Genomic DNA, 13,781 nt, shown 5'->3' with positions numbered 1-13,781 from the left:
GAGGGCAGGAAATCCATGCGGAAAAAACTGAAGATCCTATTGGTGCTGATCTTAATCCTCGTGCTGATTGTAGGCGGATTTGCTCTCGGCGTCTATCTCCGTCTCTTTGATACGAAGGAGCTCAACGAGGAGTATAAACTCCATGAGCTGCCTGTGGTCGGTGAGTACTTTGTGCCGCCGGCGGAGAGCGAGGAAGAGAGTTCGCAGTCCTCGTCCGCATCGTCTTCGACGACGAGCACGGCAACGAAGCAAAAGAAGGTACCGGAGAGCGTCAAGATCACCAAAGAGGAAATCGAAAAGCAGCAGAAGGAACGCGAGACGGCAGAGAAGAAGCGAATCACGAAGCTCGCACGCCTCTACAACGATATGAAACCGGCGGATGCTGCCAAGGTCATGGAGTCGCTCGACATCAATCTCTGCATTGCCATTCTCCAGCGTATGGACGAAGGAAATGCGGCGAAGGTGCTGACGGAGTTCGAGCCTGACCGTGCGGCGCAGATCACACAGATCATGTATGAGGGCGCACCGCGCCGTGCGACGACACGTCGCAATGCTCCTGTGCCGGGTGAGGCAGAGGAAAGTGCTGTCCCCGGAGAAGCGCAGAGCGCACCGCCAGAACAATAATACACTGATGAAGATGCAGTGCTGAGTGAATCGACACTGCCGCAGAGGGTCAATGGGAGAGCCTGTGAAGCTGCTGGAAGGAATCGCTGAATCGAGCGGTGCTGCCCAAGCTCTTCGCAGGCTTTTTGGAAGTCTGTCCGTGGGCATGGTCAAACTTCCGTTAGGGGGTATACGCTTGCGCCGCATATTTTTACTGGCCGCCGCACTTCTCATCGGGATGCTCGGCGTCCTCCTTCCCGCAGGGACAGCAGATGCCGCGTTCAGCGACCGGACAAAGGATATGGCGAAGATCACGGGCATCCGCATTGGACGCACCGAGGGGAATGTCCGCATCGTGGTGGACTCTGATCATTCCGTCACCTATCGGCAGTTTGTCCTAGCGAACCCGACACGCGTTGTACTGGACGTTCAAAATGCGTGGATCATGCCAGAGGCAAAGAAAAACGTTTCGGTGAATTCGCCCCTCGTTTCGGGGGTCCGCGCCGCACAGTTCGATGAGAAAACGGTGCGCATCGTGGTGGATACGACCGTCGGGAAGGACGGCTGGAAGGTGTTCTCCCTCGATGGTGGAAAGCCGCGCATCGTCCTAGACTTTGGCCGTACGCCGAAGGTCACGGCGGGGCCGAAGGCACCACCGGCAAAGCCTGCCCCAGCGCAGCAGCCAACAAAACCTGTAAAGCCTGCTCCGCCCAAGACGACGCCTCCCTCAGATCAACGGGATGGCGACCATACAGGCGACGATGTCGGCCATGATATCTCCGACATCATCGGCCTCAAGGGAAAGAAGATTGCCATTGACCCCGGGCACGGGGGCAGCGACTCGGGCGCAATCGGGCCGACGGGCATCATGGAGAAGAATGTGACGATGCGTGTCAGCCGTGAGTTGAAGCGCCTCCTCGAGGCAGAGGGTGCGACGGTTGTGCTCACACGTACGACGGATACGGAGGTCTCTGACAAGGGGGCAAATGCCACGGCAGTCGAGGAACTGGAGGCGCGCTGCGAGATCGCAAATCGCGCGAATGCGGATATCTTCCTTTCGATTCATGCTGATGCGTTTACCAATCGCGAGGTCAAGGGGACGACAGCGTACTACTATGCAAAGGCATCGGAGAAATCCAAACGCCTTGCCGACTGCGTGCGTCTGGCGCTCATTGACGCCATCGGGACACTCGACCGCGGCACGCAGACCTGCAATTTCTACGTCGTGAAGCATACGGATATGCCCGCCACACTCGTGGAGATCTCCTTCATCTCGAACGCAGATGAGGAGCGTATGATGAACAGTGAGGAGGGCGTCAAAAATATCGCGCGCGGCATTGCGGACGGGATTGCAGACTATTTTGGATGATTGACGAGAGGGGAGGGAGACCTTGAAGGAGGTTCACGGCTATCCGGCACGTGCACGGCAGTTCTTTATCGTGCTCTTTCCCATACTGATCACGCAGATTTCCCTCATGGCACCGGGATTCTTCAATACGGTCATGGCGGGACACATCAGCAAGGAGGATCTCGCGGGTGTTGCCGTCGGCGCGAGCATCTTCTTCCCCGTATTCGGTGCATTCATCGGACTGATTTCGGGACTCACTCCTATCATTGCACAGCACTACGGGGCAGGGCACACGCGTGAGATTCGGAGCGTCGTTCAGCAGAGTTTCTGCTGGGCGACGCTCCTTGCTGTACTGCTCTATGCAATCGGTGCACTCACCGTTCCTCATCTCGTGCACGCACTCGCGCTCGAGCCCGTGGTGGAGGGGATCACCCTGCGCTATCTCTCCTACATTGGTTGGGGGGTCATCCCCATTGCCGTGGCGAGCGTCCTGCGCAACCTCATCGATGCGCATGGGCGGACGCGATTAACCATGCTCATCACCATGACGACCGTGCCGCTCAACATCGTACTCAATTACATCTTCATGTACGGCGCGTGCGGCGTCCCTGCCTTCGGCGGAGCAGGTGCAGGACTGGGGGCGGCGCTCAGCTACTGTGTCAATCTCATCCTCAACATCGTCGTCACGCTGCGTATGGCGCAGTTCCGCCGCTATCGCGTCTTTTCGCATCTGCCGCGCCCTGCACTCGGAACATGGCAAGCACTGCTTGCCATCTGCGTCCCCATCGGGCTGACGGTATTTTGTGAGCAGAGCATCTTTGGCGCGGTCGGCCTTTTGATGGCGGCGTACGGGACGACGGTGCTTGCGGCGCATCAGGCGGCGATGAATTTCACCACCATCGTCTATATGCTGCCGCTCTCCGTCTCCATGGCGATTACGATTCTCGTCGGCTATGAGATCGGCGGCGGCCGCGAGAGCGGTGCGCGCGCCTACATCCGCCTCAGCCGCGTACTCACGCTGCTCTTCGTCGGTGTCGTTGCACTCGTCCTCGCAGCCATGCGCGATACGGTCGCCGCGCTCTACACGACGGATCCCGCCGTACAGGAGCTGCTGCAGGTGTTTCTTCTCTACGCGCTCCTCATGCAGTTCAGCGACTGTGTCAATGCGCCGCTGCAGGGGGCGCTGCGCGGGTACAAGGACGTGACGGTGACGTTCTGGCTCGCCATTCTGTCCTTCTGGGGGATCGGACTGCCGAGTGGGTATCTGCTCGCGCTGTATACCAATCTCGGTCCGTATGGCTACTGGGCGGGGCTGATCGGCGGGATCGTCGTCGGCGCGGTGCTCCTCATGATCCGCCTGCGCATCATCGAGCAGCGGATGCGCAGAACGATGCAGGCCGAGCAGTCATAAAGGCTGTGCTCTGTGAAAAAATCCTATTGAATTTACCCTGAAATATGGTATGATAATGCCAATGGAACGGGGGATTCGGTATATAATCTCTTCGTAGGATTGATGTGACATAGCTGTGTGATTTTTTTCACTTTATGAGAAGGGGATTTGTCATGGCAGATCAGAAGCATGTTGTCATCGTTGGTGCGGGGTTTGGCGGAGTGCACCTTGCCAAGGAGTTGGCAAAGGAGAACGTGCGCATTACGCTCGTTGACCGTCACAACTACCATCTGTTTCAGCCGCTGCTCTATCAGGTGAGTACGGCGGTGCTCTCTGCATCTGAGATTGCCTATCCGACGCGTGCGTTTTTCCGGAACAACAACAATGTTAATTTCTTTATGGCAAAAGCGACGGGCGTGGATCAGGGACGGCGCGTCCTGCTGACGGATCACGGCGAGATCTCTTACGATTATCTCGTTCTTGCGGCGGGCGGCACGACGAACTTCTTCGGGAATGAGAGTGTTGCGCGCAACTCCTACGGCATGAAAACGCTGCAGGAGGCGATTGCCCTGCGCGGACACATTGTGCATGAGTTCGAGCGTGCCTCGAAGAAGACCGATCCCTCTCATACGGAAGAGCGCCTTCGCCACCTCAACTTTGTCATTGTCGGCGGCGGAGCGACGGGCATCGAGATGGCAGGCGCCATCATGGAGCTCATCGGTGTATTCAAGAAAGAGTTCCATAACATCGACTTCTCCGAGGTGCACGTTACGCTGCTTGAAGCGATGGGCTCCGTCCTGCCGATGGTGCCGCCCGATCTGCAGCAGCACACCATCGACGTCCTGCGCAAGAAGGGCGTTGATGTACGTCTCAACACAGCGGTGACGGCGTATGACGGCAACGATCTCGTCCTCAAGGATGGAGAGATCATTTCAACGAAGACAGTGATCTGGGCGGCAGGCGTGCGTGCGCAGGACTTTATCAAGGACTGCGGCGGCGAGGTTGACCGCGCGGGGCGCATCATTGTCGAGGAGAACCTTCTCGTAAAGGGCAGCGACTGTGTCTTCGCGATCGGCGACTGCGCGAACTTCCAGCACGGAACAGAGCGTCCGCTCCCGACAGTCGCCCCCGTGGCGACGCAGGAGGCAATGCAGGTCAAGGCGAACATCATGGCACTCATCAGTGGGAAGATGCCCGACCAGCTCGGCAAGTTTGTCTACCATGACCTTGGCGCGATGGCGACCATCGGCAGGGGCGAGGCGGTCATGAACGGACCAATGCCCGTACTTGGATTCAATCTCAAGGCAAGCGGCTTCTTTGCGTGGTTTGCGTGGATGCTTGTCCATCTCATCCGACTTGCTGGAAAATATGCAGACTTTACCGTTTCTATCAAGTGGATCTGGAACTTCTTTTTCGGCACGCGTCTTGCCCGCATCATTCACAGCAAGCTGGAGTAGGACTTGCGCATATTAATATTTTATGCTATACTTGCGCGGTAATGAACGCAGGGCGTTTGTTTCCATACGTAAGAAATCACGGATCCGTAAAGCCGCTCAAATGGGCTTCGTATGGGTTTGTGCTTCCTTCACCCGTTCTCGGCGAGACAGTCGAGTTCAACCAAGCGCACATAAGGGTGCTTGTATCCGGCAAAAGAAACGAGGTGTATTAACATGAAAGAAGGCATTCATCCCGAGTACTTCGAGGCGACGGTGACGTGTGGCTGCGGCAATACGTTCACGACCGGTTCGACGAAGAAGGATCTGCGTATCGATGTCTGCTCGAAGTGCCATCCGTTCTTCACGGGGCGTCAGCGTGACGTTCAGGCGGGCGGACGCATCGAGAAGTTCCAGAAGCGCTATGCAAAGAAATAGTGACGGCGGTGAGGTGCACTGCACCTTGCCTCTTCACCGCACGAAAACTAGGAAGAGGCCATTGTACGAGAGATCGTGCAATGGTCTTTTTTATGTGACAAAGGAAAACTATGCCAAAGAAAATGACAGATCTTGCCGTCGGGGGTCAGGCGGTCATTGAGGGGGTAATGATGCGCAATGCATCAAAGACAGCGACCGCCGTGCGCCTGCCAAGCGGTGACATCGATGTCGAGACGCGTACCGTTTCCTCTATCCGCGACCGTTATCCCATCCTCAACCTGCCGCTCGTGCGCGGCTCGGTCATCATGGTGGAGTCGCTCATCATCGGAATGCGTGCACTCTCCTTTTCAGCACAGGCGGCGGGTGAGGAGAACGAGCAGATGACGAAGAAGGAAATCGCGATGACAATCCTCTTTGCCCTCGTCCTTGCGAGCATCCTCTTTATCGTTATCCCGACCGGAGCGGCACACCTCGCGGCAGCATATACGGATGACCCCATCGTGTTCAACCTCATTGAGGGAGGTATCCGCCTTCTGGTGTTCCTCCTCTATATCTGGGGGATTTCCTTTATGGGCGGCATTCGCCGCGTGTTCCAATACCACGGTGCGGAGCACAAGACGATCCACTGCTACGAGGCAGGAGAGGCACTGACCGTGGAGAACGTGCAGAAATTTCCGCGTCTGCATCCGCGCTGCGGAACGAATTTCCTGCTCATCGTCATGGTGGTCGCCATCGTCTTTCACGTATTCTTCGGCTGGCCCGATCTCTGGCTGCGCATCCTGAGCCGCCTTGCGATTCTGCCTGTCGTAGCGGGTGTCTCCTATGAGATCATCCGCTTTGCGGGACGCAGTGAGAATCACCTCGTGCACATTCTCATCACGCCTGGACTGTGGCTGCAGTACCTGACGACGCGCCCGCCCGCCGATGAGATGGTCGAGGTGGCGATCGAGTCGCTGAAGGCTGTGCTGCCGGCAGAGGATATCCCCGCGGGCAGCGGAAATTATCGGAATGAGCATAAGGAGACAACGTGCTAAGCAAACTTGCTGCAGTAGAAGATAAATACCGTGAGCTTGAGACACTGCTGAGCGATCCGTCCGTGATGGCGGATATGGCGGTGTGGCAGCGTTACACACGCGAGCACGCGGCGCTCACGCCGATCGTCGAGGCGTACCAATTCTACCGACGGGCGCTGGCCACCATTGATGAGGATAAGGAGATGCTCGCCGAGGCCGATGCCGAGATGAAGGCGATGCTCACGGAGGAGATCGCAGAGGCGGAGGCAGAGCGCGATCGTCTCGCCGCCGAGCTGCCGATTCTCCTCCTGCCGCGCGACCCGAACGACGATAAGAATGTCATCGTCGAGATTCGCGGCGGCGTGGGCGGCGAGGAGGCGGCGCTCTTTGCCGCGAGCCTCTTTCGCATGTATGCACGCTATGCCGAGCGACAGGGATGGCGTACCGAGGTGCTCAGCAGCAATCCGACGGAGATCGGCGGATTCAAGGAGATTACCTTTCTCGTCAGCGGTGCCGGCGCATACAGCAAACTCAAGTATGAGAGCGGGACGCATCGCGTCCAGCGCATTCCTGTCACGGAGTCCGGCGGGCGCATCCACACCTCGGCGGTGACCGTCGCCGTCCTGCCCGAGGCAGAGGAGGTCGAGGTGACCATCGATCCGAACGATCTGCGCATCGACACCTACTGTGCGTCGGGTGCGGGCGGGCAGTATGTCAACCGTACGGAGACGGCGATCCGCATCACGCATATCCCGACGGGTATCGTCGTTCAGTGTCAGGACGAGAAATCCCAGCTGAAAAATCGCGAGAAGGCGATGAAGGTACTGCGGGCGCGTCTCTACGACCGTGCACAGCAGGAGCAGGCAGATGCCGTTGCGGCCGACCGCCGCAGCCAGGTGGGCTCGGGCGACCGCAGCGAACGCATCCGCACCTACAATTTCCCGCAGGGACGCGTGACCGATCACCGTATCGGACTGACGCTCTATAAAATTGATGCAGTGATGGACGGCGAGCTGGATGAGCTGCTGGCGGGGCTGATTACGGCCGATCAGGCAGAACGTCTGAAACAGGTGAACTGATGGCGCAGCGTGTATGGACAATACAGGAACTGCTGACGTGGACAACGGATTTTTTCCGCACGCGCGGCATAGAGACATCGCGCCTCGATGCCGAGGTGCTGCTCGCTGCCGTGCTCGGTCGGGATCGCATGTATCTCTATGTGCATTTTGACGAGCCTCTCGAGCCTGCGGAACTGGCAACGTTTCGCAGCTATGTGAAGGAGCGCGGGGCGCACGTGCCGATTGCCTACATACTCGGCAGACGCGAGTTCATGGGGCTGGCCTTCCGCGTCACGCGCGATACGCTCATCCCGCGTCCCGATACGGAGATTCTGGCGCAGTTCGCCGTGGATACCCTGCGTGCACGAGCAGAGGCAGGGGCGGGGGAGCTGCGCTTTGCCGATATCGGCACGGGGACGGGGGCAATCGCGCTCTCCGTCCTGCACCATACGGAGGGGACGCGCGCAGATGCCGTGGACATCTCTCCCGCTGCCGCGGCAGTTGCCGCAGAGAACGCGGCAACGCTGGGACTGACGGAGCGCATCGAGGTACTGACGGGTGACCTCACGGCGTCGCTCCTCGGACGCAGCTATGCTATGATCCTGTCCAATCCGCCGTATATCCCATCTGCTGATGTAAAAACCCTGATGGAGGATGTGCAGGCGTATGAGCCGCATCTCGCACTTGACGGTGGAGCAGACGGGCTCGCCGTCTATCGTCGCCTCCTGCGGGATGCGCCTGACCTCCTGACGGAGGGCGGCGTCCTCGCCGTTGAGGTGGGCGTACATGAGGCAACGGACGTTGCGGCACTCATGGCGGCGCATCCGCGCATCGTGCGGACAAAGACACTCCGCGATCTGGCGGGGATTGAGCGCGTGGTCGTTGGAGAGACCATTTGATTCTGTCGATAGCGGAGGATTCGCCGGTAGGCAGTATATGATCTGTTGAAGGAGGGAAAACGTGAAGACGGAGATTCTTCGCCCCACATCCACGGAGGATTTTGCGCGTGCCGCAGCGTTGATCCGCGACGGACAGCTGGTCGCATTCCCCACGGAGACGGTCTATGGACTCGGCGCCAATGGGCTCGATGCGGCGGCGTGTGCGCGGATCTACGAGGCGAAGGGACGTCCCTCCGATAATCCGCTCATCCTCCATATCGCCGATCTCTCCATGCTGCACGAGGCGGCAGAGGATGTGCCGCCCGCCGCAGCACATTTGCTTACGGCATTCGCGCCGGGCCCCATCACCGTCATCGTGCCGAAAGCCGCACATATTCCATCGCTGGTCACGGGCGGGCTGGCAACGGTCGGCGTGCGTTGTCCTGCGCATGATGTGGCACGTCGACTCATCCGCGCGGCGGGGGTGCCGATTGCTGCACCCTCGGCGAACATCTCGGGGCGTCCGAGCCCGACGACGGCAGCGATGACGGCGGCAGATATGATGGGGCGGATTCCGCTCATCCTCGATGGCGGCAGCTGTTCTTGGGGGGTAGAGTCCACCATCGTCGACTGCACGGAGGAGGGCTGCATCACCATCCTCCGCCCCGGTGCGGTGACCCCTGAGATGATCTCCGCCGAGCTGCCGCATCTCACCGTCCGCATGGATGCGGCCCTCGTTTCGGCGGATACCGCGCCGCGTGCCCCCGGCATGAAGTACACACACTACGCGCCGCGCGTGCCGCTCACGGTCTTTGCAGGGGCGGGGACGGATGTCGTCAGGGCACTGCAGATAGAGATCGAGAGCCGTATGGCGGCAGGCGAGCGGCCTGCGCTGATCGCGAGCAACGATACCATCATGGCCCTCAGTGGACTCCTGCCCGCGGCGTATACCTACTACTGCGGCGCGCGTGGCAATCAGAGTACGCTTGCCGCCTGCCTCTATGATGCACTGCGCCATTTTGACGATACGGATGCCACCTCGCTTCTGGCGGAGGGGACAGGTTCAGTCGGACTCGGGATTGCGATCATGAACCGTCTGCGCAAGGCAAGCGGGGGCAACATCATCTATGTTTGAACGGGAAGCCGCTGAATAAAGAAAGTGTCGCCATCACAGCGTTGGCGGCAGAGAAACGAAAGAACCGACAGCCGCTCTGTTTCGAGCAAGCTGCCGGTCATTTGGCAATCATAAATGTGTTTCCACGTCCTTATTCAGTTGTGTTTGCTTTTTGCCGCACAGATCACCGCGTGTGTCTGCACAGCCGCATATTGTACGTTCAGCTGAAACCGTTTTGGAGATCTCTGTATCATCCAAGTTGCGCGCGTGGTTTTCGAAAAATGAATCGTACAGTAACACGATTGTCGTCTGCTCACACTACCCGCGGACGACCGGACCTAGACGGTTCTCATGAGATGATGCCAACGGAGCACCTGCCGATGCAGGCTCAGTTCTTCTTCAAAGATGCATACTGCTCAGGAGACGATACCGCCCTGCCGAAGAATTTGTGTCAATAGACATTCTCCTTTCCAGCATTTATGACCAAGGAGATATATCTCTTTTCTGAATTTATCATATCATAAATAGACTGGAAATGCAATAGATTTTTACAAGGAAAACAATGCGGAAAGGTCTGAATTGATGTATAATTCATGTAGATAGAATTGCTCAGTGGGCTCTTTGTGATGGAGGGGATGCAATTGCTTTCTGCACTTCTCGATTTCCTCTTCCCGCCGCGCTGTCCATCCTGTCACGCCTGTGTAGAGCGGCAGGGATTCTGCCCGGCGTGTGCGCGGCAGCTCATCGGCATGCGCCGCATGATGGAGATGGGCGCGATGGCGGAAGATCTGACGGGCGTCTGGGTCCTAGCGCACTATCGTGACGGCATCCGTGATCTTTTGCGCGCGCTGAAATATCGCCGAAAGATGGCAGTGCTTGACGATCTGCGTACGATTCTCGCTGCGGGGGAGGAGGTACTGGAGGAGCTGCCGCCGTCCCTTCTCGCCATTCCCGTCCCTCTTGCAATGCAGCGGCAGAAAGAGCGCGGCTTTAACCAGACAGAGGAGATCTTTGCTCCGTGGTTTGCGTCGTATGGCATCCCTTTTGAACCTATTCTTGTCCGCACGCGTGAGACGATGCCACTCTATGAGATGACGCGTACGGAGCGGCGACAGGAACTGCGCGGCGCGTTCGCTCTCGTGGATGGCGCAGATGTGCAGGGGAAAGATCTCCTGCTCGTGGATGATATCATGACGACGGGGGCAACGCTGACGGAGTGTGCACGCGTTCTGCGGCACGGTGGAGCACGGCGTGTCTATGCAATTGCACTCGCGGGGGAACATCGCTGAGTCCTTCCTTGTCAAATGGACAGAAATGCTCTATAATTCACTCTATGATAAAGGGGGAGTTACTTTGGTGATGAATGGAGCGCGGGCTCTCTTGGAGAGCCTTAGGCAGGAGGGTGTGGAGGTCGTTTTTGGCTATCCCGGCGGCGCCGTCCTCACGCTGTACGATGAAGTATATAAGATGAAATTTCCGCATATTCTTACGCGCCATGAGCAGGGTGCTGCACATGCGGCAGACGGCTACGCGCGCGCCTCGGGCAAGGTTGGCGTGGTCTTTGCGACCTCTGGACCGGGCGCGACGAACCTCGTGACAGGGATTGCAACGGCGAATATGGACTCTGTTCCGATGGTCTGCATCACCGGGCAGGTCGCCAATCCCTACATCGGCAAGGACTCCTTTCAGGAGGCGGACATTGTCGGCGTTACGACACCGATCACGAAACACAACTACCTCGTCAAGGACGTGCACGATCTGCCGCGCGTGGTCAAGGAGGCCTTTTTCATTGCACGGACGGGGCGTCCCGGTGTCGTCGTCATCGACGTGGCAAAGGACGTATTTGATGCGAAGATCGACTTTGCCCCTCCTGCTGCCGCTGCACTGCGCGGATACAGCGGCAGTGTCTCTCTGGATGTCGATGCCGTATGCGCTGCAGCGGACGCCCTCCGTACGGCGGAGCGGCCACTGCTCTTTGTCGGCGGCGGCGTCATCCTCTCGGATACATCTGCGTACGTGCGGGAGCTCCTCACGCTGACGGGGATGCCTGCCGTCTCGACATTGATGGGGCTCGGCGGCGTTCCCGCCGATACGCCGGGCTATACGGGGATGGCGGGGATGCATGGCACCTATGCCTCCAATATGGCGATCCAGGACTGTGATCTGCTGCTCGCCGTCGGCACGCGCTTCAGCGACCGCGTGACGGGCGCAGCGGCAGAGTTTGCCCCGAAGGCACGCATTGTCCACTTTGACATTGACCCCGCCGAGTTCAACAAGAACGTACGCGCCGACATCCCTGTCCTCGGAGAGCTGCGCGAGAGTCTGCCCGCCTTCCTCGATGCCCTGCGTCCTGCGGCGGCAGATGTGGCATCCCGTATGCCGGCGTGGCAGGCGAGTGTCCGCACCATGGAGGAAAAGCATCCGCTCGGATGGAAGGAGTGTGAGTCGATCCGCCCCGAGGAACTCCTGCACCGCGTGCGCGAAATCGTCGGCCCCGATACCATCTGCGTCACGGATGTGGGGCAGCATCAGATGTGGGCAGCACAGTACTATGCGTGTACGGAGCCGCGCCGCTTCCTCACCTCGGGCGGACTCGGCACGATGGGCTACGGGCTTCCTGCGGCGATCGGGGCAAAGCTCGCGCGTCCCAACAAGGAAGTTGTGCTGATTACGGGCGACGGCAGCATCATGATGAACTGCCAAGAGTTTGCGACCATCGCGGACAACGATATTGATGTGAAGGTTGTCATCGTACATAACTCCATCCTCGGCATGGTTGGTCAGTGGCAGCGTCTGTTCTACAATCATCATTACTCCGCATCGGAGCTCAAGGGCAAGACGGACTTCGTCAAGCTCGCTGCGGCGATGGGCGTCGCGGGATGTCGCATCGAAACGCGGGCGGAGTTCGCAGAAGTTCTGCCGCGCGTGCTCCGCGAAAAAGGAGCACGCCTCATCGACGTCATCGTGCCCGAGGAGGCGGATGTCGTGCCGATGGTGCCGGGCGGAAAGCGTCTCGATCAGATGGTGTTGGGAGGAAGATAAGATGGACAAATATTTGCTTGCCGTCCTCGTCGACAACAAACCGGGCGTCCTGACCCATATCGCAGGGCTCATCAGCCGCCGTGCCTTCAACATCGAGAGCATCTCTGCCGGCTATACAGAGGAAACCTCGGTCACGCGCATCAATATCGTTGTCTCGGTCGCTTCGGAGAACGAACTGCGGCAGGTCGTGACGCAGCTCTCCAAGCTCATCGACGTGGTGAAGATCGTCAACCTCACGCAGTTCGAGTCGATCACGCGTGAACTTGTGCTCATCAAGGTGCACGCAACGAAGGAGAACCGTGCGGAGATCATCGACGTGGTGAACATTTTCCGTGCGCGCATCGTAGATGTCGGCGTGGAGAATGTCGTCATTGAGCTGACGGGCGACGCGAAGAAGATCGATGCCCTCTCGGAGCTGCTGTCCGACTACGGCATCATCGAGATCGCACGAACGGGGGCGATTGCGCTCTCGCGTGGACCTGTGCCCGTCAAGCAGATGTAGTTTTTTTCGGTAGGGAAGGAGTGTTTTGACATGAATCTCAGGGCATGGGGGCTTCTGCTCCTGCCTGCTGCATGCCTTTCGCTGGCGGGCTGCGGGCTGCCGGGGGCGAGTTCGGATCGGGTCATCTACGCAAACTACGATGACAGTGACGGATTCTGCGCGCAGATCAAGGACGCGTTTGCCGCAAAGGCAAAGGCGGACGGCATTGAGGTCGAATTCCTCGACGCGAAGAACGACGGAAATATGCAGATCGACCAGCTGAACGAGGCGATTGGCAGCGGCGCGGGGGCGATCATCCTGCTTGCTGCCGATGGTTCCAGCATCGTTAAGACCATTGAAAAGGCAAACGATGCGGGCATTCCCGTCATCACAGTCAACCGCAGCGTTGCGGGCGGACAGGTGCTCCGCGCCTATTCCGACGATGTGGAGGCGGGGCGTATGCAGGGCGAGTACATGGCAGCGCATCTGCCGCCGAACGCGAAGATCGTGTATTTGCAGGGCGATGAGACGCAGAGCAGTGCCGTCGGCCGTTGGGAGGGGTTCAAGGCAGCGTGTCTGGACAAGCGTTCCGACGTTCAGCTGCTCTCGTTCGTGGATGCCGGATGGAGCAAGGCCGAGGCCTTGAAGACCATGATGCTCTGGATGAATATGTTCCCCGAGATCAACGGTGTCGTTGCAGGAAATGATGAGATGGCACTCGGTGCGATTGCCGCACTCAAGGGGGCAAACCGCCTCAGTGGATGCCTTGTCTCTGCGGTCGATGCCACCCCTGCGGGACTTGCCGCTGTCGAGGTGGGCGAGATGGCGCAGACGGTCAAGCAGGATGCAAAAGCGCAGGGTGAGGGGGCACTCACACTAGCAGAGGGCTTCCTCAAGGGGAATCCGCCGAGTGGGGATCTTGCGATTCCGTTTACGTCCATAACTGCGGACAATCTCGCGCAGGCGAAGTGAGGAGGGGAGTG

General features: G+C 58.7%; 13 protein-coding genes. All 13 read left to right on the top strand.

The window, feature by feature from the left end:
- Positions 1-15 precede the first annotated feature (15 nt).
- The 13 genes from ADJ74_RS01795 (at position 16) to ADJ74_RS01735 (ending at position 13,770) form a co-directional block, all read left to right on the top strand.
- A complete protein-coding gene (locus ADJ74_RS01795; protein WP_009753979.1) occupies positions 16-624 on the top strand; it encodes a MotE family protein in 609 nt (202 codons plus the stop codon).
- A gap of 175 nt (positions 625-799) precedes the next feature.
- The gene (locus ADJ74_RS01790; protein WP_050341463.1) at positions 800-1,972 is read left to right on the top strand and encodes an N-acetylmuramoyl-L-alanine amidase; all 1,173 of its coding nucleotides are present in this window, start codon (positions 800-802) and stop codon (positions 1,970-1,972) included.
- Positions 1,973-1,994: 22 nt separating this feature from the next.
- Positions 1,995-3,362, top strand: coding sequence for an MATE family efflux transporter (locus tag ADJ74_RS01785; RefSeq protein WP_050341460.1), 1,368 nt, complete (start codon positions 1,995-1,997; stop codon positions 3,360-3,362).
- A gap of 152 nt (positions 3,363-3,514) precedes the next feature.
- Complete coding sequence (locus tag ADJ74_RS01780) at positions 3,515-4,798, top strand: NAD(P)/FAD-dependent oxidoreductase (protein WP_050341457.1); 1,284 nt, start codon at positions 3,515-3,517, stop codon at positions 4,796-4,798.
- A gap of 213 nt (positions 4,799-5,011) precedes the next feature.
- Complete coding sequence (gene rpmE / locus ADJ74_RS01775) at positions 5,012-5,212, top strand: 50S ribosomal protein L31 (protein ID WP_009753984.1); 201 nt, start codon at positions 5,012-5,014, stop codon at positions 5,210-5,212.
- Positions 5,213-5,322: 110 nt separating this feature from the next.
- Entirely contained in the window at positions 5,323-6,246 is a 924-nt protein-coding gene (locus ADJ74_RS01770; protein WP_050341455.1) for a DUF1385 domain-containing protein, read from the top strand.
- Positions 6,240-7,304, top strand: coding sequence for a peptide chain release factor 1 (gene prfA / locus ADJ74_RS01765; RefSeq protein ID WP_050341453.1), 1,065 nt, complete (start codon positions 6,240-6,242; stop codon positions 7,302-7,304). The genes ADJ74_RS01770 and prfA overlap by 7 nt, the downstream gene beginning before the upstream one ends.
- Positions 7,304-8,182 carry a peptide chain release factor N(5)-glutamine methyltransferase gene (gene prmC / locus ADJ74_RS01760; protein ID WP_050341451.1) on the top strand — a complete coding sequence of 293 codons (879 nt, stop codon included), beginning with the start codon at positions 7,304-7,306 and terminating at the stop codon, positions 8,180-8,182. The genes prfA and prmC overlap by 1 nt, the downstream gene beginning before the upstream one ends.
- 61 nt (positions 8,183-8,243) lie before the next feature.
- Positions 8,244-9,296 carry an L-threonylcarbamoyladenylate synthase gene (locus ADJ74_RS01755; protein WP_050341449.1) on the top strand — a complete coding sequence of 351 codons (1,053 nt, stop codon included), beginning with the start codon at positions 8,244-8,246 and terminating at the stop codon, positions 9,294-9,296.
- A 620-nt stretch (positions 9,297-9,916) separates the two neighbouring features.
- Entirely contained in the window at positions 9,917-10,564 is a 648-nt protein-coding gene (locus ADJ74_RS01750) for a ComF family protein (protein ID WP_050341447.1), read from the top strand.
- Positions 10,565-10,634: 70 nt separating this feature from the next.
- Positions 10,635-12,317, top strand: a complete 1,683-nt coding sequence (gene ilvB, locus ADJ74_RS01745) for a biosynthetic-type acetolactate synthase large subunit (RefSeq protein ID WP_050344160.1) — start codon at positions 10,635-10,637, stop codon at positions 12,315-12,317.
- Position 12,318: 1 nt separating this feature from the next.
- Entirely contained in the window at positions 12,319-12,819 is a 501-nt protein-coding gene (gene ilvN / locus ADJ74_RS01740) for an acetolactate synthase small subunit (RefSeq protein WP_009753991.1), read from the top strand.
- A 30-nt stretch (positions 12,820-12,849) separates the two neighbouring features.
- Positions 12,850-13,770, top strand: a complete 921-nt coding sequence (locus tag ADJ74_RS01735) for a sugar ABC transporter substrate-binding protein (protein ID WP_050341445.1) — start codon at positions 12,850-12,852, stop codon at positions 13,768-13,770.
- Positions 13,771-13,781 lie beyond the last annotated feature (11 nt).

Origin of the sequence: Selenomonas sp. oral taxon 478 (assembly GCF_001189555.1) — a bacterium.
GTDB lineage: Bacteria > Bacillota > Negativicutes > Selenomonadales > Selenomonadaceae > Centipeda > Centipeda felix.
This window is presented reverse-complemented; position numbering and strand designations above follow the sequence as displayed.

Excerpts from the sequence above, each read along its gene's own strand:
- ADJ74_RS01735 (WP_050341445.1), top strand. The coding sequence starts at position 12,850 with ATGAATCTCAGGGCATGGGGGCTTCTGCTCCTGCCTGCTGCATGCCTT.
- prmC (WP_050341451.1), top strand. The coding sequence starts at position 7,304 with ATGGCGCAGCGTGTATGGACAATACAGGAACTGCTGACGTGGACAACG.
- ADJ74_RS01795 (WP_009753979.1), top strand. The coding sequence starts at position 16 with ATGCGGAAAAAACTGAAGATCCTATTGGTGCTGATCTTAATCCTCGTG.
- ADJ74_RS01770 (WP_050341455.1), top strand. The coding sequence starts at position 5,323 with ATGCCAAAGAAAATGACAGATCTTGCCGTCGGGGGTCAGGCGGTCATT.
- ilvN (WP_009753991.1), top strand. The coding sequence starts at position 12,319 with ATGGACAAATATTTGCTTGCCGTCCTCGTCGACAACAAACCGGGCGTC.
- rpmE (WP_009753984.1), top strand. The coding sequence starts at position 5,012 with ATGAAAGAAGGCATTCATCCCGAGTACTTCGAGGCGACGGTGACGTGT.
- ilvB (WP_050344160.1), top strand. The coding sequence starts at position 10,635 with ATGAATGGAGCGCGGGCTCTCTTGGAGAGCCTTAGGCAGGAGGGTGTG.
- ADJ74_RS01780 (WP_050341457.1), top strand. The coding sequence starts at position 3,515 with ATGGCAGATCAGAAGCATGTTGTCATCGTTGGTGCGGGGTTTGGCGGA.